Here is an 18,835-nt window from a genome sequence, read left to right as displayed (position 1 = left end):
TTAAAACAAATGAATAAATAGGAGGACATTTGCATGGCAGAACTTGTTTATCAAACGATTGGCGATCTATTGGAAGAAAAAGTGATATTGGATCCTGACAGAGAAGCACTTGTTTATACTGATCGTGATTTAAGGATGACGTATGCACAGTTTAACGAACATGCTGATGAGGTGGCAAAAGCATTGATGGCAATTGGTCTAGAAAAAGGTGACCATTTTGCTGTTTGGACGACTAATGTACCAGAGTGGCCAGGTTTACAATTTGGATCTGGGAAAATGGGCGCGCCACTGGTAACCGTAAATACAAATTATCGTACTACAGAGCTTGAGTATTTACTGAAACAATCTGATTCACGTGCACTTGTGTTAATTGATCAATTCCGGGATTATTCATTTATCGAAACACTCTACGAAATATGTCCGGAATTAAAAACAAGTGAGCCAGGGCAACTTGAAAGTGCTCGTCTACCACTTTTAAAAACCGTTATCGTCATAAGCGAAAATCATTATCCTGGTACGTTTAGTTACGATGAGTTTCTTTCAACTGGTCAAAAAATTTCTGATGAACAACTAGCTGATCGCAAAAAGTCCTTATCCTATGAAGATGTTATTAATATTCAGTACACATCTGGTACAACTGGTTTTCCAAAAGGTGTTATGTTACGTCACTCTAATTTAATCAACAATGCGATTAATATTGCAGAGTGTATGAAGTTAACAAAAGAAGACAAGCTTTGTATTCCAGTACCGTTTTTCCATTGCTTTGGTTGTGTAATCGGAACATTAGCCATTGTTTCTGTTGGTGGAACGATGGTACCAGTGCAGGAATTCAACGCAGAAAAAGTATTACGTACTGTTGAAAAGGAAAAATGTACAGCACTTCACGGTGTACCAACGATGTTTATAAACGAGTTAAATTTACCGAATATTGAGAAATTTGATCTATCTTCTTTACGTACGGGCGTAATGGCTGGATCCAACTGTCCGGTTGAAGTAATGAAAGATGTCATTCATATTATGGGAATGAAAGATATAACGATTTGTTATGGTCAAACTGAATCTTCACCTGTATTAACACAAACAAGAACAGAGGATCCACTTAATTTAAAGGTGGAGACAGTTGGGCGTGCTTTACCAAATGTTGAAGTAAAAATTACAGAGCCTGGTACAAATACTGAACTTCCTCGTGGTGAGCAAGGTGAAATTTGTGCCCGCGGTTATGTTGTCATGAAGGGGTATTATAAAAACCCGGATGCTACAAGAGAAGCAATTGATGAAGATAATTGGTTGCATACAGGAGATCTTGGGACCATGGATGAAGAGGGATATGTACGAGTAACTGGAAGACTCAAAGATATGTTCATCCGTGGAGGCGAAAACATTTATCCACGTGAGATTGAAGAGTTTTTATACCAACATCCTAAAGTATTGGATATACAAGTTGCTGGTGTACCAGATGAGAAGTACGGGGAAGAGGCAGCTGCATGGATCATTTTAAAGGACGGTCAAACAGCAACTGAAGAGGAAATTCGAGCATTTTGTGATGGTGAAATTTCTCGTCATAAAATACCTCGTTATATTTACTTCGTCGACCAGTATCCAATGACAGCATCAGGAAAAATTCAAAAATTTAAGCTACGAGAACAATTCGAAGGATTTACAAAATCCCTAAAATGAGGAGGTTTCGCTATGTTTAAAAAAGTGCTCATTGCAAATCGAGCTGAGATTGCAAGAAGGATTATCCGAACGTGTGAAAAACTAGGAATTGAAACTGTTGCAGTTTATTCTGAAGCTGATGAAAATAGTTTGTATGTAAAAGAGGCAACAGAAAGCTACTGTATCGGGAAGCCACCCGTATCACATAGTTATTTAAATATAGAAGCAATTCTTGATGTGGCAAAAAAGACTGGAGCCGAAGCGATTCATCCAGGTTATGGATTATTATCTGAAAATGCCACATTTGCAAAGCAAGTAGAGGAAGCGGGGCTCATATTTATTGGTCCTAAATCAGAAGTTATTGAGGCAATGGGGAGTAAGTTAGAAGCGCGCAGAACAATGGCAGCAGTTGGCGTACCCATTGTACAAGGTGTTAATGAACCGATTGCGGATACAGACGAAGCAGCGAAAATCGCCCATGAAATTGGTTATCCCGTCATGTTGAAAGCATCAGCCGGTGGTGGCGGAATTGGTATGCAACTCGTCCGTGATGAAGTTGAACTTCGCAACGCATTTGAAGGAAATCAAAAACGTGCACAAAGCTTTTTTGGAGATGGCACGATGTTTATCGAAAAATTTATTGCCGATCCACATCATGTAGAGGTGCAAATTTTAGCTGATCACTATGGACATATTATTCCAGTTTTTGAAAGGGAATGTTCCATTCAACGTCGTAATCAAAAAGTTGTAGAGGAAGCACCTTCACCATTTATTTCACAGGAAACTCGTGAAAAAATGCTCGATGCAGCAGTGAATGCAGCGAAAACAATCGGTTATACGAATGCAGGAACGATTGAATTTTTAGTAGACGGTGCGCAAAACTTCTATTTTCTAGAAATGAACACAAGATTACAAGTCGAGCACCCTGTTACAGAAGAAATTTCAGGACTCGATTTAGTAGAAGAGCAATTAAAAATTGCAAATGATGAGATTTTAACAATTACGAGACAAGATTTAAAAAGAAATGGTCATGCGATAGAAGTACGAATTTATGCAGAGCATCCGGTTACATTTTTCCCTTCACCAGGAAAGATAACAAAGCTAGTTTTACCAACAGGCGATGGCATTCGCCATGAAGTGGCAGTCGAAACAGGTAGCGTAGTTACTCCATTCTACGATCCAATGATTGCCAAACTGATCGTATGGGCTCCGACTAGGAAAGAGGCTTGTGAAAGATTAATAGATGCACTATCTAACTATGTCATCGAAGGGATTCAAACGAATATCCCGATGCTATTAGATGTTGTAAAGCACGAACAGTTTAAAAGTGGCGTAACAACGACGAAATTTGTAGAGCAATTTTATATACCTAAAAATTCTACTATCAGTAAATAAAGTAGAACTGATAATTTGCAAAATGAATCAATTTAATAATGCAAAATTCATAAAAAATATACAAACATTTAATGATATCCAATGTTGTTCATTGTGGAGCGAAAGACGGCGACTCCTCGAAAATACATTCGCATTTCCTTCGTGCAAGGCTAATTCAGTGAGGTTCATTAGAGACCTACGGGAAAGCTTGAGCTGAATGCCCGACAGGAACGTAGTGCAGGCAGTAAAAAAGTAAAAATAGATGAAAATTTATTATAAAAATCTTGTCTAGCTATATTTGTAGATGTGGAATTAGCGAAGACTCCTGCGGGAAAGCGAGACAGGTGAGACCCCGCAGGGAACGAAGTGAGCGAGGAGGCTCAACGCTCACCCGCGGAAAGCGAAGCTAATTCCACATCACGCAGAAAGCGCCGTCTGTAGCGGAACATCCAAATCTGAGTAGTGAAAAGTTAATGTGCTTAAATGTTCATTTTCATAAATCAAAAATGGATTTATGAAATTGATTCAAATAATAAACAAATTTAGATGGAGGGATATATATGACCATAGTAAAAGCAAGTATGGCGGGTACTGTTTGGAAAATTCTTGTTGCTGAAGGGGATCAAGTAGAAGCCGGGCAAGATGTCGTGATTTTAGAATCTATGAAAATGGAAATTCCAATTGCAGCAGAAGAGGCAGGAACAGTCAAGCGAGTGATTGCAGCAGAAGGCGATTTTATTAATGTGGATGATGATTTAGTGGAGATTGAGTAATGATAGCACTTCCAATGAGCGTTCAAATTAAAGAAGTTGGTCCACGTGACGGTCTGCAAAACGAAAAAAGTTTTATCGAAACAACAGACAAAATTGCTTTTATTGATCGCTTAAGTGAAACAGGGCTCGATTACATAGAAGTAACGAGCTTTGTTCATCCGAAATGGATTCCGCAACTAGCGGATGCAGTTGAGGTGTTAAAGGCTATAAAGCGACAAAAGGATATTACATATGCTGCACTTGTGCCAAATCGTAAAGGTTTGGAGAGAGCTTTAGAAACAGGTGTAGATGAAGTAAGTGTCTTTATGTCAGCTAGTGAGGGACATAATAAAGCGAATATCAATAAAACCATTGATGAAACATTTCCTGTTTTAAAGGAAGTAGTAGAAGGTGCACTATCTGCTGGTAAGACAGTACGTGGTTATATTTCAACGGTGATTGGTTGCCCGTATGATGGTTTTGTAAAACCTACTCAAGTAGTAAAAGTGGCTGAAAGGCTATTTGATATGGGTATTACGGAAATTTCCCTTGGAGATACAATTGGCGTTGGTGTACCAACACAAGTTGATGCCCTTCTAACCGAGATGTTACAGCATTTTAAGGTCAATCAATTAGCCATGCATTTTCATGATACACGAGGAACTGCATTAGCGAATGTGATGACAAGTCTATCACACGGGATAACAAAGTTTGATAGTGCTATTGGAGGATTAGGTGGCTGTCCATATGCAAAAGGTGCATCAGGTAATGTAGCGACAGAAGATTTGTTGTATTTACTTCATGGGATGGGCATTGAAACAGGGATCAGTCTAGATAAAATTCAGCAAACAGCTTTATTGATAGAACAAAAGATTGGAAAAAGATTAGATTCAAAGCTAGTGGCAGTTGCACGAGGGGAGGAACATTGATGTTACAGTTCGTACAACTAGAAATTGACCAAGGTGTCGCCATATTAACATTATCAAGAGCTGAAGCGGCGAATGCATTATCTGTTCAAATGTTAAAGGAGATTAAAGATGCACTTGATACGATTCAATACCATCAAGGTGTTCGCGTCGTAATTGTCACAGGACAAGGAGAAAAGGCTTTTTGTGCGGGTGCAGATTTAAAGGAACGAAACGGAATGACTGAAATAGAAGTAAGGAAAACCATTGCAATGATTGGGCAAACTGTAAATATTTTTGAATCATTAGCCCAACCAGTCATTGCAGCCATCAATGGTGTCGCGTTTGGTGGAGGATTAGAATTAGCACTAGCCTGCGATATTCGTATAGCAAGCAGCAAAGCAAAACTTGGTCTTACAGAAGCTTCACTTGGCATCATTCCAGGTGCTGGAGGTACACAGCGTCTCCCGAGATTAATCGGTATTGGTAAAGCAAAAGAGCTGATTTATACAGCGCGTCGTTTATCTGCTATAGAAGCTAAGGATTATGGGATTGTTGAACACGTTGTAGAGCCTGAAGAGCTGCTTATAAAAGCAAAAGAACTTGCAAGTGAAATGGCAAAAAATGCGCCATTATCTCTTGTTCAGGCGAAGACAGCGATAAATCAAGGTATGCAAACCGATATTTCAACAGCACTGCAAATTGAATCTTTAGCATATAGTCGTTTGCTCCATACAGAGGACCGACTTGAGGGTCTTAATGCTTTTAAGGAAAAACGAACACCAGTTTATCAGGGAAAATAAAAGGGGGATGGGAGAAATGGCAGAATTAACAACTGAAAACAAACATGCGCAACTAAAAGATACAATTCTTAAAGGTGGCAAAGCAAAATATCACGAAAAAAATAAGGAGCAAGGTAAACTTTTTGTTCGTGAACGATTAGAGCTTTTATTTGATGAGGGGTTACTCGTGGAAGATGGAACGTTTGCCAATATACTTGCTGGAGATTTACCAGCAGATGGTGTTGTTACAGGGATTGGGAAAATTCATGGACGTACAGTATGTGTAATGGCTAATGATTCAACCATAAAAGCAGGATCTTGGGGAGCACGTACAGTAGAAAAAATCATTCGCATTCAAGAAACGGCTGAAAAGCTTGGGGTTCCGTTATTTTATTTAGTTGATTCTGCTGGTGCACGTATTACCGACCAAATCGACATGTTCCCAGGACGTCGTGGTGCAGGTCGTATTTTTTACAATCAAGTAAAATTATCAGGACGAATTCCACAAATTTGTTTACTATTTGGTCCATCTGCTGCAGGCGGAGCTTATATACCAGCATTTTGTGATGTAGTTGTTATGGTAGAGGGCAATGCATCTATGTATTTAGGTTCTCCTCGAATGGCTGAAATGGTGATTGGAGAAAAGGTAGACCTTGAAACAATGGGTGGCGCTAAGATGCATTGTTCTATATCAGGGTGTGGAGATGTGTTAGCAAAGACAGAACAAGAAGCTATTGCTTATGCACGTCAGTATATCAGTTATTTTCCAGACAATTTCAAAAATAAGCCAACAATAGAACAACCTAAATTGCCCGCTACATTTGAAAAATCGATTGCAGAATTGATTCCAGAAAATCAAAATGTTCCATTTAATATGTACGATTTAATCAATCGGTTTATAGATGAAGATTCATTTTGTGAAGTAAAAAAATTATTTGCTGCGGAGATTATTACTGGATTTGCACGAGTTAATGGACAATCTGTTGGAATCATTGCAAACCAACCACGTGTAAAAGGCGGTGTGCTGTTTCATGATTCAGCTGATAAAGCAGCGAAGTTTATAAGTCTTTGTGATGCCTTCCATATTCCTTTAATTTTCCTAGCTGATGTGCCTGGCTTTATGATTGGTACGCAGGTGGAGAGAATGGGTATCATTCGTCACGGGGCGAAGATGATTTTTGCGATGAGTGAAGCAACTGTTCCTAAGATTACAGTGATTGTGCGTAAGGCATATGGTGCAGGATTATATGCGATGGCAGGTCCAGCATTTGAACCGGATGTTTGCATTGCATTAACAGGCGCCCAAATTGCTGTTATGGGTCCAGAAGCAGCAGTTAATGCAGTTTATGCAAATAAAATTGCGCAGTTGCCAAAAGAAGAGCAAGCATCATTCATTGAGGCACGTCGCAATGAATACCGCGAGGAAATTGATGTGTATCGATTAGCATCTGAGTTAATTATTGATGACGTTATTGAGCCAAATGAGCTTCGGAAAACATTAGAGACAAGGTTAGAGGCTTATAAAACAAAGGAACTTACATTTACAGATCGTAAGCATGGTGTTAGTCCAGTTTAAGGCTTGTTTAAAGCTTAATTTAATCTACTTTATTTAAACAGGCGAAATGCTCAAAAAAAGCATTTCGCCTATTGTTGTTCGTTATAAGTTGTATTAACTATTAAGATCATATCTATGAAAATTATTTAAGAGTCATACAAGTACAAATTTATCAGGAATAGATAGTTCAAAAATAAGCGCGTCTACTGGCGGATTCTGTAAATATCCGTAAGGTTAATGAGCTATTACCAGAAAAATGACGCGCATTCCAAATTTGTCTATAATTCTTTGGCTAAATATACCTTCCGTATTTTCCTAGTAACTCTTTTGTTTTCTGTTTTCCAAGTATTTTTTCAATTTCTTTCATTACATGATCGGGTATACCAGTTAATACCCATTGGATCGAAAACGATGAAAGAAGTGGGCGGAGTTTTTGTATTTCTTTTTTCGAAAGTGGAATCTGATAAGTTTTGGCATACTCAGCAAGCTCCTTATCTGATTTACGATTAATTTCACTTAATAGAGCTAGGTAATCCATTTACTCATCCTCTCAGGTAATTGTCCTTTACAAAGCGTCCGTAATCTATTATACTAAGTTTTTGTAAATCGTAATGATTATGAATTAGAAAGAAGCGAAGTTTTATGGCACAACAGCCGTTAATTGAATTACAAGATGTTTCATTCCAATATGAATATACGCAAGTGTTAAACAATATTACTTTATCTGTTCGAGAAGGTGATTTTTTAGCGTTACTTGGCCCCAATGGCTCTGGCAAATCTACATTGCTGAAAATAATTTTAGGTCTATTAAAACCTACAAAGGGCACTGTTAAGTTGTTTGGCGAACCGAGTTCAACTTTTAAACAAAGAGAGTGGATTGGCTATGTTTCTCAAAAATCCAATTCATTTAATTCAGGATTCCCTGCCACTGTAAAAGAGGTTGTAGCGAGTGGGCTTACTAAAAAAATCGGCCTATTCAAAAGACATTTACCAAAACAGCAAGCACGTGTTATGGAGTCCTTACAAGCTGTTGGTATGGAGCAGTATGCGAATCGTAATATTGGTGAACTTTCAGGTGGTCAGCAACAACGTATTTTTATTGCTAGAGCACTAGTCGCAGAACCAAAATTGCTTATTTTAGATGAACCAACCGTCGGAATTGACCACGAAAATGTGCAGTCATTCTATGATATGCTTACAGAACTGAATGAGCAACTTCATATGACCATGATTTTGGTGACACATGATGTGGATACAGTATCCAATACGATTAGCCATGTGGCTTGTTTAAATCAAACCATCCACTTTCATGGCTATAAAGATGATTATGATTCCTTATCTGATGATCAATTAAATGCATGGTATGGCCATGCAGTACGTAAAATTCATCATGACAATAAGGAGAAACAAAGATGATCGAATCTATATTACATTATGATTTTTTGCAGAATGCCTTTTTATCGGGAATTATCATAGGGGTTATCGCCCCATTATTGGGCGTTTTTATCGTTGTTCGTCGATTATCACTAATCGCTGATGCATTAAGCCATGTTACTTTAGCTGGAATTGCGGGTAGCTTATACTTAAGCCAAAGTGTTGCAGCATTTGCAACATTAAACCCTATTTATCTAGGAATTATTTCTGCGGTAGGGGGTTCTGTCTTAATTGAACGGCTCCGCAGTTTATATAAACATTTTGAAGAATTGGCGATTCCAATTATCATGTCTGCTGGTCTTGGTTTGAGTGCAATTTTCATCTCATTAGCACAAGGTTTTAGTACCGATTTATTTAGCTATTTATTTGGCTCTGTTTCAGCAGTTAGTAGACAAGATATGTGGATTGTATTTGCAATTGCTGTATTAGTAATATTATTTATTAGTCTTTTTTACAAAGAACTATTCGTTTTATCATTTGATGAAGAATATGCAAAAGCAAGTGGGCTACCAGCCAAAACAGTCCATTTAATGTTTATGGTAATGACAGCATTAGTGATTGCTGCAAGTATGCGAATTGTAGGGATCTTGCTTGTATCATCTTTAATCACATTACCTGTAGCTGCAAGCATCCGAATCGCTAAAGGATTTAAACAAACCATTTTCTTTGCCATTCTATTTGGAGAATTAGCAGTAATTATTGGTTTAATAACTGGATTCTATTTGAATTTGGCACCAGGTGGTACAATCGTAGTAACATCAATTTTAATATTATTGCTTGTCATTATTGGTAAGAAAATCGTGATGGCAATACGCGCAAAAGATTGAAGGGAGTACTAGGGTAATGAATTTGACAAAAGCATGGGAAATTTTAAAAGATAGCGGCTTTAAAAAAACAGATAAACGCGAACAAATTTTAGAAATGTTCGAAGCTACGGAGAAATATTTAACTGCCCGCGACTTGCTAGCTGTGATGAAAAAAGATTACCCCGGTATGAGCTTTGATACTATCTATCGCAATTTAGCCACATTCGTAGACTTAGGTATACTGGAAGAAACCGAGTTATCAGGTGAACGTCACTTCCGTATGCAATGTGAAACCGAGCATCACCATCATCACTTCATCTGTATGGAATGCGGTAAAATTAAAGAAATCCACCTTTGCCCAATGGACATGCTCCACGAACAACTTCCGGAGTATGAGATTGAGGATCACAAATTTGAAATTTACGGTAAATGTCCCGAGTGTATAGAGAAAAGCCTGTCATAGCAACGTTTGACAGGCTTTTTTTTGAGCATATTATTAAATTGAGCATTTTTGGTGGTCAAATTGATTTTTTACTGTCATGTTCAAGGTATGTTTTCTGCAAAGGGGTTTTACAACCATTGGTGCGATGAACGATTAGAAGATGTATATAACTTATATATGCGATAGGAAGTGCATCATGAGTAATTTTACAATTAAAAAACACGCTTGAACGGCAATTCAAACGTGCGTACTAAAAGAATATGGAGAATTTTCGAGACGGTCCATTAAACCGTCTTATTTCCATTTTTACCAAAATGATAATAGATTATACACTTTAGAATCTTAAAAGATTCGTTTATTCAAAAAAATATTAAAGTGATGAGATAAATGATTTCTAGCTTATGTGATTTGAGGTGTCGGAAAGGCAAAACTTATTTTTCGCAAATAGATGCACTGGATGCCTATGCATAGTGAGATAAAGTATACTCAGAAGTTTTAAATAAAAAAACTATCAAAAAGGTAGCCTTTTTATTTTAGTTTTTTTAGAATTTTTAAAAGTAAACTAAAGATACCAATTAAAGATAGTAAAATACAAATAACAATAATAAGAATTAATACATCTCCACCATTAAATGCCAATTGAGTCACACCTCTTTCTTTATTATTTCATAGTAAAAGTTTGAACAACAACAGCGTTTTTCTTTGATCTGTTTAAAGATTTTTAATTTAATTGCACTAGTAATTGAATCACTTATATCAACTAAAGGTTGTCCCACAAAAGATGCAACAGCATGGTACTTTCCATACCCATGGGCCAACCTTTCTTGCTGTTTTGTCTAAAGTTTTTCCACTATGATCAACTGTTCCTAACACTATATATGTACCATCAGTTTCAACATAACGCATTGTTAAACCATTACTAGCAATAGTATAATGCGATCCTAGCTTTCTAACGTATACTCCAACGCCTTTAATATTTAATCCAGCAGTAATATTATATAATCTCTTTCCATAAGCTTTAGCTATAGTTGCTGAAAGTAATGATAATTTTCGGTTCAATCAACTGAATAGGTGAATATATATTACAATTTTCTACAGCCTAAAGAATGCATCAACCTCTGATCATTGGTTTTAAATACAAAAAAATAACAAAAGGTAACGAGAGAGCATTCCTCTCGAAACCTTTTGTCGACAATCTAAGTCTGTCTAGATAAATAGACGAACTTTGTATAACTACTCAAATGTTAATCTTCAAACGGAAATTCAATTAAATAACCTAATCGAATATCACATTCTTTTAGTACAGGTACTGATAAAATGACAATTGCGGAAATTACAAGGCAATTGATCAAAATTTTATTTAAAAGATCTTTCCGTGAAGTTTTAAAAAAGCTCAAAATATATTGAATAAAGAAGAGGAAAATAAAACAGTTTGCAAAGAGATTGATAATATATTGCCAATCCATTATTTTTCACCGCTCTCCTTGATATTAAAAAATATATTACATCAACATTATACAAAAGCTTCAGCATTTATAGTAGTTTAACTGCTCAAAAATGCAAAACAATACGATTATTACATCACAGCATAATTGATCAAGTTGTGACAAGAAAGGTTTGCCAAACTTGTTACAACTTGATGATCATTAAACGTATTCTTTTTTTTACAAGTATAATGTTAAAAGGGGAATTTATTGTAGGGAAAAGGAGAGTTTTGCTATGAAATTTTTGAAAACTTTATTATTATTAATAGCATTGGTAATTGGCTTAGTCGGATGTGATAATAGTAGTTCCAAAGCGAATACGAGAGAGATTATTATTCCTAAATCTGAATTTTATCAATATCTATACATTCAAAGTGTTAATGATCAAGGGGTTTCGACGAAAGAAACTGGGAAATTAATCAAAGACCCTGCAACAGTGCAGGATTTTATACGACTTGTAAATCGTTCTGTTGTTATGGTGCCAAAAACTGAAAAGCAAGCAGAGGTTGTTAAGCAATTGGACAAACAAGGTAGCTACATAATAGCTCTTGGTGATACTAAGTCTATGGATAAGATAACTTATAAAATTTATATGCTAAAAGATGGTACAATTTTCTTCCAAGATACAATGAAAAAAGAAATGACGTACATGACAGTCAAAAAAGAACCTGAAAAATTAGAAAAAGCAAAGAAATTGTTATCTATTAATTTTTAATATCATACAAAAAGCGAAAGACCACAATTATATGATCTTTCGCTTTTTTCTTATAATCTATTAAATACCGAATTCTTTTTTTACCCAATGTTCAGCTTCTACCCAGTTGTTTATGCGAATAACACCATTTGGGATTGGTTCACGATTGTATGGGGCATCAAATAGCAGAACGGGTATGTCTAATTCTTCATGGAGATGAACAGCATTATCGTGTTTATCCTCCATAAATAGTTGTACTCCGTATTTACGTCCAGCTATCACTTTATCAGTAGGACCGACTATATCAATCTTATCGTAAGGTAATTGATTTGATTTGAACCATTGGTCTGTTACTTCACGAGAATTTTCTTCACGAGCTGTTATATAGTTCAAGGCAACATTTGGATACCAACTAGATAAAATACGATGTGCATTTGATTGAACAGGAGGATTTTTGTAAATGTTAAGTTCTTCTTTTTTAAACCAATCAAAGAAATCCTTTTTTTCAACAGAAAGGGCTTCTGTAAGGTCATATTTTATAATATCATCTAAAATCAAATTCGTTTTAAATGCATTATTGATATGAGGTAAAAGGAACTCAGGTGTAGTGACTGTACCATCTATATCAATACCAAAACTATATTTCTTCGTCATTACAAAATCCCCCTAGATGCTAGTTTTGAGTGTTTGATGCTTTTTCTGCTTCTTGTTTTTTGTAATATTCTTCAGCAAGAATATCGATTTCTTTTTTCAATTCTTCAACCATTGTTTCTTCAGGTACTTTACGAACTGTTTTACCATGACGGAAAAGTAAACCTTCCCCGCGAGCACCAGCGATACCGATATCAGCTTCGCGCGCTTCTCCTGGTCCGTTTACAGCACAACCAAGAACAGAAACTTTGATTGGGGCTTTAATTGTTTGTAAATATTCTTCTACTTCGTTTGCAATCGAGATTAAGTCAATTTCAATACGTCCGCAAGTAGGGCAAGAGATTAATGTAGGCATGTTTGAAGCAAGACCGAATGATTTTAATAATTCTCTCGCTACTTTTACTTCTTCAACAGGGTCTGCGCTTAAAGATACACGTAATGTGTTACCTATACCTTTTGAAAGGATCGCACCTAGGCCGGCAGCAGATTTAATAGTACCAGAGAATAATGTACCAGATTCAGTAATTCCTAAGTGTAATGGGTAATCGAATGCACGAGAAGCTTTTTCATATGCTTCAATAGCAAGATTGATATCTGAAGCTTTCATAGATACGATAATATCATGGAAATCAAGATCTTCTAAAATTTTAATATGGTGTAATGCACTTTCAACCATACCATCAGCTGTTGGATAGCCGTATTTATCAAGGATTTTACGTTCAAGTGAACCAGCGTTAACGCCGATACGAATCGGCACACCTTTTGCTTTTGCTGCATTTACAACAGCTTCTACTTTTTCTTTTCGTCCAATATTACCAGGGTTGATACGGATTTTATCCACGCCGGCATCAATTGCTTTTAAAGCTAGTTTATAGTCAAAGTGAATATCCGCTACAAGTGGGATATGGATGCGTTTTTTAATGTCTGCTAGAGCATCAGCTGCTCTTTCATCAGGACAAGCGACACGTACGATTTGGCAACCAGCTTCTTCTAAACGAAGAATTTCAGCAACTGTTGCTTCAACGTCATGTGTTTTAGTTGTCGTCATACTTTGGATGATTACTTCATTGCTTCCGCCGATCGTTAAATCACCTACACGGACTTTACGCGTTTTCGAGCGGTGCGTGATTTCATTCATGAAAACTCTCTCCTTCATAGGCTTCTATAAAAGCCTTCACTGTAAACTATTTTAGCAGTGTTTGAAAGGAAATGACAAGAAAGAAACATTAACTGCCTAATCCGTACATGAATTAGCATTTTTTGTCCGGAATGGTAAGATAACTTGTTCATTTGGTTTAAAGCTTTGTTTTAAAAGGTGCGGATTGAGCTTGTAGACAAGTTCAAGTCTTTCAGCAAAGGTTATATCTTTTGCTGGATAAAGAGCAAATAATGATTCCCATGTATCTCCATCAGCTGTAGTGACAGTAATCGTTTGGATTTTATCTGTCTTCTCGCATTTCTGCTCCACTGTATAAAAATCAGCTTTCGAAATGGTTCCTTCTATTAAATCTACTTTTATAAAATAAGCACAAATTAAAATGATTAGTGCGGAAACTAGTATTTTCAAAAAAAATCCCTCCCTTTTCCACTAATATATGAAAAAGAAAGAGATTCAGACCTCATTTTTGAGGTTGATTTGGATATTTTGTACAAGCAATTGTCAGATAAACAGCTGTAATGATGATCCCAACAGTTGTACATAAACGAGCATTAAAGGGAAAAAAAACTAATAGCGTCGTGAAAATGGTCGATAAAGTGATAGCAATTGCAGTTGTTCGCCATAAATGGCGATATTCTCCACGTTTTTTCAGAAGCTTTAGAGTACCGATCCCGACAAATGCATAAATACTAATTTGAACAAATAATGAAAATGAATTAATAAGAAATAACAGTATAAAAGCAAAGGGATATATTAACCATTTAATGTCGTTGATGAATTCTTTAAGTCCTTCAATTTGGCTCGTTTCAAGACCAACTCCAGTAAGGAATTGAATAAAAGAAATGATTGTAACGAATGTGACAAGTAATAATACATATTGAATAACTTTTCCAATGGGGAGCAGTCGGTATGCAGCTAGTTTTTTTGGATGGATGAGGCTGTCTTTGAATAACTGCCAGTGTTTAATTTTCATATGTATAACCTCCATTAGTATATTAACATGGGAATCAAGATGATACGAATAGGCAACGTAATTAAATGTATACTTAATAAAAGAAAGTGTTAATCATTTGACGTATTTTTAATTTTAATGTGAAAATAAATTGTAGTGAAAAAAGGGTAAATAAGGTTAATAGAATTCTACATTAAAGGGGTTTGTTATGGAATATATTTCTTGGACACTTGTTATTTTAAGTTTTGCCATTGCTTTTATTGGTTTAATCTATCCGATTATTCCATCTGTTTTATTTATTTTTTTAGGGTTTATTATTCATGGACTATTTCATGGATTTGGAGAATTTCCTTGGTGGTTCTGGGTTATAGAAGTGCTATTTACAATTCTTTTGTTTGGTGCAGATTCATTGGCGAATGCATTAGGAGTTAAGAGATTTGGAGGAAGTAAAGCTGGAATTTGGGGAAGTACAATTGGATTACTAGTCGGGCCCTTTGTTATCCCGTTTGCTGGTATTTTAGTTGGCCCGTTCATAGGCGCAGTAATTGCAGAATTACTATTCTCAAAAAGCTCCATTAAGCTCGCTTTAAAAACTGGAATTGGATCACTGGTTGGATTCTTAACATCAATAGTAACGAAGGGAATCGTCCAAATTGTGATGATTATTCTATTTATAATGGTTGTATGAAATGAGTAGAAGTTCAGTCAAAAGACTGAAATTAAAAAATACAGTGAATAATATTTGAACGATTATCTAAATTTTGTTAACCTATGAGTTGTAGTTAATAATTACATTATTTCGAGGAGGAAATATTATTATGGCATTTGAATTACCAAACTTACCTTATGCATTTGACGCATTAGAACCACATATTGACGCAAAAACTATGGAAATCCATCATGACAAACATCATGCTACATATGTAGCGGGCTTAAACGCTGCTCTAGAAGGTAAAGCAGATTTCGAAGGCAAATCAGTTGAAGAAGTTATCGCTAACTTAGATGCAGTTCCAGAAGCAGTTCGCACAGCAGTACGTAACAATGGTGGCGGTCACGCTAACCACTCATTATTCTGGGAATCATTAGCTGCAAACGCTGGTGGTACACCAACTGGTGAATTAGCTGCAGCAATCGATGCAAAATTCGGTAGCTTAGAAGCTTTCAAAGAACAATTCGCAGCAGCTGCTAAAACTCGCTTCGGTTCAGGCTGGGCTTGGTTATCATTAGCTAATGGTGAATTGGAAATTTCTTCTACTCCAAACCAAGACTCTCCAATCATGGAAGGTAAAACACCATTACTTGGCCTTGACGTTTGGGAACATGCTTACTACTTAAACTACCAAAACCGTCGTCCAGACTACATTACAGCATTCTGGAATGTTGTAAACTGGGACAAAATTGCAGAACGTTTCGCTGCTGCAAAATAATCCAATAATATTGGAACAAAGCACACATCTTACGCGTCAGTAAGATGTGTGTTTTTTATTTTAAATGAGGAACTCGCTCATGTACTCTAACAATCAAATATTCTGTTCCCGAAGAGGTGATTGTTGCCGCTGAAGATAGGTTATTCGACCTCGAGGAGTTGGCGAGTAGAGTTGGAATTTGCAAAAGCGAAATCAGATCGTTCATCCACATTTACATAGGCAAGAAACGTGCTAACTCCCTATGATTTTGGAAACATGCAATTATTCATTTTCAACCAATAGTTTTATGTTTTTTGTGTTGAAAAATGATATACTACTAATTGTGATTTGAGCGGAAAGGGGGCTAAATGCATGCGCAAAAAAAACAAAAATACAAAGAAACGTGCATCAAGTGTCAAAGCGAAACAGCGTGCAAATTTATCTTTTCGTATGAATATACTTTTCTTCTCGATTTTTGTGCTATTTTCAATTCTTATTTTACGATTGGGTTATATGCAAATCGTAAAAGGGAGCGATTATGTTAGAGCATTACAGCAAACAGAAGAAGTAACAGTTAATACTAGTGTTCCAAGGGGACGAATTTATGATAGTCAAGGAAGAGTATTAGTCGATAATAAGCCGAAAAATGCGATTACGTATACAAAACTTCAATCGACAACGAGCGATGAAATGTTAAATACAGCAAGAAAATTAGCAACGCTCATTAAGATGGATACAAGTAAAATTGCATTACGAGATAAACAAGATTTTTGGATCAAGCTTCATAATAAAGAAGCTTATGCAAAGGTTTCGAAAAGTGAACAAGATGCGATTAATAAAAACCAGAAAATAGCTGCTACAGATAAGCAAGCTGAGATCGATAAATTAGTACGAGAACGTATTACAAATTCAGAGCTGAAAAGTTTAACGAAAAAAGACTTACAAGTTTTAGCGATTTACAGCAAAATGGTAGCAGGGTACAACTTATCTCCACAAATCATTAAGAGTGATAATGTAACAGATAAAGAGTTTGCTGTTGTATCAGAACATTTAAATGACTTGCCAAATGTCAACACAACTACAGACTGGGCTCGTGTTAAAAACTCTGATCTAAGTATTCTTGGCTCTACAACAACTCCAAATGAGGGTATTCCAAAAGATAAGTTAGACTATTATTTAGCACGTGGCTATTCTCGAAATGACCGCGTTGGGAAAAGTTATCTTGAAGCCCAATATGAAGAACTACTTCAAGGTCAAAAAGCCGTAGTGAAAAACGAAACAAATGGTAAAGGTAAAGTAGTTGATACGAAATCAATCTATAATGGTGCACCAGGGAAAGACTTGGTATTAACAATTGATAGTCAACTACAAACTAAATTAGAAAAGCTTGTAGAACAACAATTGTTGGCTGCAAAAGCATCTGGCGCATCTAGTCTATTGGATCGAGCATTCCTTGTGATGATGGACCCGAATACCGGTGATGTACTATCAATGGTTGGGAAAAAATTAGATACAGATAAAAATGGTCGAACAGTTGTAAATGATTATTCAATTGGTACTTTCACATCTGCCTATGAAGTAGGTTCTGTAGTAAAACCAGCAACATTATTGACAGGGTATAAACTACATGCAATTACTCCTGGTCAAGTCTTGGTTGACCAACCGATTAAACTTGCCGGAACAAAACCAAAATCATCTATCTTTAACCGTTCAGGCGCAATTCCAATGAACGATGTGACAGCTCTTGAACGATCTTCAAACTCTTATATGTTCCAAACAGCGATGAAGATTGCTGGTGTCAATTATGTACCAAATATGGCATTGCATGTACAACCAAGTGATTTTACAAAAATTCGAAATTCCTATGCGCAATTTGGTTTAGGAGTAGATACTGGTATTGACTTACCGGGTGAATTCGCAGGTTTTAAAGGGGAAGAACTCCTTCCAGGTAAATTACTTGACTTAGCAATTGGGCAATTTGATACATTTACACCACTTCAACTTGCTCAATATGTATCTACCATTGCTAATGGAGGAAAACGAATACAACCACATGTTGTAAAAGAAGTTCGCGAACCTTCAAAAGATGGTAAAAACCTTGGGCCACTAGTCGAAGAGGTTGGACCTACAGTATTGAATACAATCGATAACTCACAATATGAAATTGACCATGTGAAACAAGGGATGCATCAAGTATACTTTGGTAGTCAAGGTTCTGCTGCTTCCTACTTCCGTGATGCAAAATTTGATGCCGCTGGTAAAACAGGTACAGCACAGGTAGTATATTATGGACCAAAAAAAGCTGCATATGGGACTCAAACTTTGTCAATTACACATATTGGCTTTGCGCCGTATAAAAATCCGGAAATTGCCTATGCGGTAGTTGTTCCTTGGGTTACAACGAGTGAAAGTTACACAGCAATTAATAATATAATTGCACGACAAGCAGTTGAAACCTATTTCGATTTACAAAAGAAAAATTTAAATACCAATAAAGAATCCGTGAATCAAAAGATTACAAAAACACCATCTAAAGACTCAACAAATACAGCACAATAATATTTGCATATGAAACTATGAGTTTCTTCTATATTAAATAGAGCACAGTGATTATCAATCACTGTGCTTTTTTTTCTTTTAAGATATAGGTTATGCTTGTGTGAAAATGAAACTTCTGAAGTTGTAACAGAAAAAATCTCCAGCAGTAATAATAGAGGGAGCAATGGCCATAATAAGCAATTTACATTACATTTACAAAACGATAATAATTAATAACATTAAAT

19 protein-coding genes are annotated in these 18,835 nt (G+C 36.2%); 13 read left to right on the top strand and 6 right to left on the bottom strand.

The window, feature by feature from the left end:
- The first annotated feature begins 33 nt into the window (after nt 1-33).
- The 6 genes from ACIQ4I_RS09395 (at nt 34) to ACIQ4I_RS09370 (ending at nt 7,045) form a co-directional block, all read left to right on the top strand.
- Entirely contained in the window at nt 34-1,677 is a 1,644-nt protein-coding gene (locus tag ACIQ4I_RS09395) for an AMP-binding protein (protein ID WP_403095616.1), read from the top strand.
- 12 nt (nt 1,678-1,689) lie between these two features.
- The gene (locus tag ACIQ4I_RS09390; RefSeq protein WP_403095614.1) at nt 1,690-3,051 is read left to right on the top strand and encodes an acetyl-CoA carboxylase biotin carboxylase subunit; all 1,362 of its coding nucleotides are present in this window, start codon (nt 1,690-1,692) and stop codon (nt 3,049-3,051) included.
- Between the two features lie 539 nt (nt 3,052-3,590).
- The gene (locus ACIQ4I_RS09385) at nt 3,591-3,803 is read left to right on the top strand and encodes an acetyl-CoA carboxylase biotin carboxyl carrier protein subunit (RefSeq protein WP_403095613.1); all 213 of its coding nucleotides are present in this window, start codon (nt 3,591-3,593) and stop codon (nt 3,801-3,803) included.
- Nucleotides 3,803-4,711, top strand: a complete 909-nt coding sequence (locus ACIQ4I_RS09380) for a hydroxymethylglutaryl-CoA lyase (RefSeq protein ID WP_403095611.1) — start codon at nt 3,803-3,805, stop codon at nt 4,709-4,711. The genes ACIQ4I_RS09385 and ACIQ4I_RS09380 overlap by 1 nt, the downstream gene beginning before the upstream one ends.
- Complete coding sequence (locus ACIQ4I_RS09375) at nt 4,711-5,490, top strand: enoyl-CoA hydratase (RefSeq protein ID WP_403095610.1); 780 nt, start codon at nt 4,711-4,713, stop codon at nt 5,488-5,490. The genes ACIQ4I_RS09380 and ACIQ4I_RS09375 overlap by 1 nt, the downstream gene beginning before the upstream one ends.
- A gap of 16 nt (nt 5,491-5,506) precedes the next feature.
- On the top strand, nt 5,507-7,045 hold the full coding sequence (locus ACIQ4I_RS09370; protein WP_403095608.1) for an acyl-CoA carboxylase subunit beta: 1,539 nt from the start codon (nt 5,507-5,509) through the stop codon (nt 7,043-7,045).
- Between the two features lie 271 nt (nt 7,046-7,316).
- On the opposite strand, the gene ACIQ4I_RS09365 is transcribed toward ACIQ4I_RS09370, so the two are convergent.
- Complete coding sequence (locus ACIQ4I_RS09365; RefSeq protein ID WP_397539306.1) at nt 7,317-7,562, bottom strand: hypothetical protein; 246 nt, start codon at nt 7,560-7,562, stop codon at nt 7,317-7,319.
- Nucleotides 7,563-7,666: 104 nt separating this feature from the next.
- Here ACIQ4I_RS09365 and ACIQ4I_RS09360 point away from each other — a divergent pair, with 104 nt between their 5' ends.
- From ACIQ4I_RS09360 to ACIQ4I_RS09350, 3 genes are read left to right on the top strand one after another with little or no spacing between them, the layout of a single operon-like run.
- A complete protein-coding gene (locus ACIQ4I_RS09360; protein WP_403095606.1) occupies nt 7,667-8,440 on the top strand; it encodes a metal ABC transporter ATP-binding protein in 774 nt (257 codons plus the stop codon).
- Entirely contained in the window at nt 8,437-9,285 is an 849-nt protein-coding gene (locus tag ACIQ4I_RS09355) for a metal ABC transporter permease (protein ID WP_403095605.1), read from the top strand. Before ACIQ4I_RS09360 ends, ACIQ4I_RS09355 begins: the two co-directional genes overlap by 4 nt.
- 16 nt (nt 9,286-9,301) lie before the next feature.
- Nucleotides 9,302-9,727 carry a Fur family transcriptional regulator gene (locus ACIQ4I_RS09350; protein WP_403095603.1) on the top strand — a complete coding sequence of 142 codons (426 nt, stop codon included), beginning with the start codon at nt 9,302-9,304 and terminating at the stop codon, nt 9,725-9,727.
- Nucleotides 9,728-10,462: 735 nt separating this feature from the next.
- Here ACIQ4I_RS09350 and ACIQ4I_RS09345 read toward each other — a convergent pair.
- Nucleotides 10,463-10,765 carry a hypothetical protein gene (locus ACIQ4I_RS09345; RefSeq protein WP_403095601.1) on the bottom strand — a complete coding sequence of 101 codons (303 nt, stop codon included), beginning with the start codon at nt 10,763-10,765 and terminating at the stop codon, nt 10,463-10,465.
- Between the two features lie 660 nt (nt 10,766-11,425).
- Here ACIQ4I_RS09345 and ACIQ4I_RS09340 point away from each other — a divergent pair.
- Entirely contained in the window at nt 11,426-11,905 is a 480-nt protein-coding gene (locus tag ACIQ4I_RS09340; RefSeq protein WP_403095600.1) for a hypothetical protein, read from the top strand.
- Nucleotides 11,906-11,965: 60 nt separating this feature from the next.
- Here the strand turns inward: ACIQ4I_RS09340 and ACIQ4I_RS09335 are convergent, their stop codons facing one another.
- From ACIQ4I_RS09335 to ACIQ4I_RS09320, 4 genes are all read right to left on the bottom strand, one after another.
- Nucleotides 11,966-12,538, bottom strand: coding sequence for a hypothetical protein (locus ACIQ4I_RS09335; RefSeq protein ID WP_397539300.1), 573 nt, complete (start codon nt 12,536-12,538; stop codon nt 11,966-11,968).
- Nucleotides 12,539-12,557: 19 nt separating this feature from the next.
- Nucleotides 12,558-13,673, bottom strand: a complete 1,116-nt coding sequence (ispG, locus tag ACIQ4I_RS09330; RefSeq protein ID WP_397539299.1) for a flavodoxin-dependent (E)-4-hydroxy-3-methylbut-2-enyl-diphosphate synthase — start codon at nt 13,671-13,673, stop codon at nt 12,558-12,560.
- Nucleotides 13,674-13,769: 96 nt separating this feature from the next.
- The gene (locus tag ACIQ4I_RS09325) at nt 13,770-14,102 is read right to left on the bottom strand and encodes a hypothetical protein (protein ID WP_403095598.1); all 333 of its coding nucleotides are present in this window, start codon (nt 14,100-14,102) and stop codon (nt 13,770-13,772) included.
- A 52-nt stretch (nt 14,103-14,154) separates the two neighbouring features.
- The gene (locus ACIQ4I_RS09320; protein WP_403095596.1) at nt 14,155-14,667 is read right to left on the bottom strand and encodes a DUF1189 family protein; all 513 of its coding nucleotides are present in this window, start codon (nt 14,665-14,667) and stop codon (nt 14,155-14,157) included.
- Between the two features lie 187 nt (nt 14,668-14,854).
- Between ACIQ4I_RS09320 and ACIQ4I_RS09315 the strand changes: the two genes are divergently transcribed.
- The 3 genes from ACIQ4I_RS09315 to ACIQ4I_RS09305 all read left to right on the top strand — a co-directional run bounded on the left by ACIQ4I_RS09315 (nt 14,855) and on the right by ACIQ4I_RS09305 (nt 18,611).
- Nucleotides 14,855-15,334, top strand: a complete 480-nt coding sequence (locus ACIQ4I_RS09315) for a DUF456 domain-containing protein (protein ID WP_403095594.1) — start codon at nt 14,855-14,857, stop codon at nt 15,332-15,334.
- A 130-nt stretch (nt 15,335-15,464) separates the two neighbouring features.
- Nucleotides 15,465-16,073, top strand: coding sequence for a superoxide dismutase (locus tag ACIQ4I_RS09310; RefSeq protein ID WP_403095593.1), 609 nt, complete (start codon nt 15,465-15,467; stop codon nt 16,071-16,073).
- Nucleotides 16,074-16,424: 351 nt separating this feature from the next.
- Nucleotides 16,425-18,611, top strand: coding sequence for a peptidoglycan D,D-transpeptidase FtsI family protein (locus tag ACIQ4I_RS09305; RefSeq protein WP_403095591.1), 2,187 nt, complete (start codon nt 16,425-16,427; stop codon nt 18,609-18,611).
- Nucleotides 18,612-18,835 lie beyond the last annotated feature (224 nt).

Source organism: Rummeliibacillus sp. NPDC094406 (genome assembly GCF_044763875.1).
Lineage (GTDB): Bacteria > Bacillota > Bacilli > Bacillales_A > Planococcaceae > Rummeliibacillus.
The sequence above is the reverse complement of the archived record's forward strand: the minus strand, read 5'-3'. Positions and strand labels throughout refer to the sequence as shown.

What these genes read in the sequence shown, in the direction of transcription:
- ACIQ4I_RS09355 (WP_403095605.1), top strand. Translation starts at nt 8,437, where the DNA reads ATGATCGAATCTATATTACATTATGATTTTTTGCAGAATGCCTTTTTA.
- ACIQ4I_RS09370 (WP_403095608.1), top strand. Translation starts at nt 5,507, where the DNA reads ATGGCAGAATTAACAACTGAAAACAAACATGCGCAACTAAAAGATACA.
- ACIQ4I_RS09320 (WP_403095596.1), bottom strand. Translation starts at nt 14,667, where the DNA reads ATGAAAATTAAACACTGGCAGTTATTCAAAGACAGCCTCATCCATCCA.
- ACIQ4I_RS09395 (WP_403095616.1), top strand. Translation starts at nt 34, where the DNA reads ATGGCAGAACTTGTTTATCAAACGATTGGCGATCTATTGGAAGAAAAA.
- ACIQ4I_RS09305 (WP_403095591.1), top strand. Translation starts at nt 16,425, where the DNA reads ATGCGCAAAAAAAACAAAAATACAAAGAAACGTGCATCAAGTGTCAAA.
- ACIQ4I_RS09350 (WP_403095603.1), top strand. Translation starts at nt 9,302, where the DNA reads ATGAATTTGACAAAAGCATGGGAAATTTTAAAAGATAGCGGCTTTAAA.
- ACIQ4I_RS09340 (WP_403095600.1), top strand. Translation starts at nt 11,426, where the DNA reads ATGAAATTTTTGAAAACTTTATTATTATTAATAGCATTGGTAATTGGC.
- ACIQ4I_RS09385 (WP_403095613.1), top strand. Translation starts at nt 3,591, where the DNA reads ATGACCATAGTAAAAGCAAGTATGGCGGGTACTGTTTGGAAAATTCTT.
- ACIQ4I_RS09380 (WP_403095611.1), top strand. Translation starts at nt 3,803, where the DNA reads ATGATAGCACTTCCAATGAGCGTTCAAATTAAAGAAGTTGGTCCACGT.
- ACIQ4I_RS09375 (WP_403095610.1), top strand. Translation starts at nt 4,711, where the DNA reads ATGTTACAGTTCGTACAACTAGAAATTGACCAAGGTGTCGCCATATTA.
- ACIQ4I_RS09365 (WP_397539306.1), bottom strand. Translation starts at nt 7,562, where the DNA reads ATGGATTACCTAGCTCTATTAAGTGAAATTAATCGTAAATCAGATAAG.
- ACIQ4I_RS09360 (WP_403095606.1), top strand. Translation starts at nt 7,667, where the DNA reads ATGGCACAACAGCCGTTAATTGAATTACAAGATGTTTCATTCCAATAT.
- ACIQ4I_RS09315 (WP_403095594.1), top strand. Translation starts at nt 14,855, where the DNA reads ATGGAATATATTTCTTGGACACTTGTTATTTTAAGTTTTGCCATTGCT.
- ACIQ4I_RS09310 (WP_403095593.1), top strand. Translation starts at nt 15,465, where the DNA reads ATGGCATTTGAATTACCAAACTTACCTTATGCATTTGACGCATTAGAA.
- ispG (WP_397539299.1), bottom strand. Translation starts at nt 13,673, where the DNA reads ATGAATGAAATCACGCACCGCTCGAAAACGCGTAAAGTCCGTGTAGGT.
- ACIQ4I_RS09390 (WP_403095614.1), top strand. Translation starts at nt 1,690, where the DNA reads ATGTTTAAAAAAGTGCTCATTGCAAATCGAGCTGAGATTGCAAGAAGG.
- ACIQ4I_RS09335 (WP_397539300.1), bottom strand. Translation starts at nt 12,538, where the DNA reads ATGACGAAGAAATATAGTTTTGGTATTGATATAGATGGTACAGTCACT.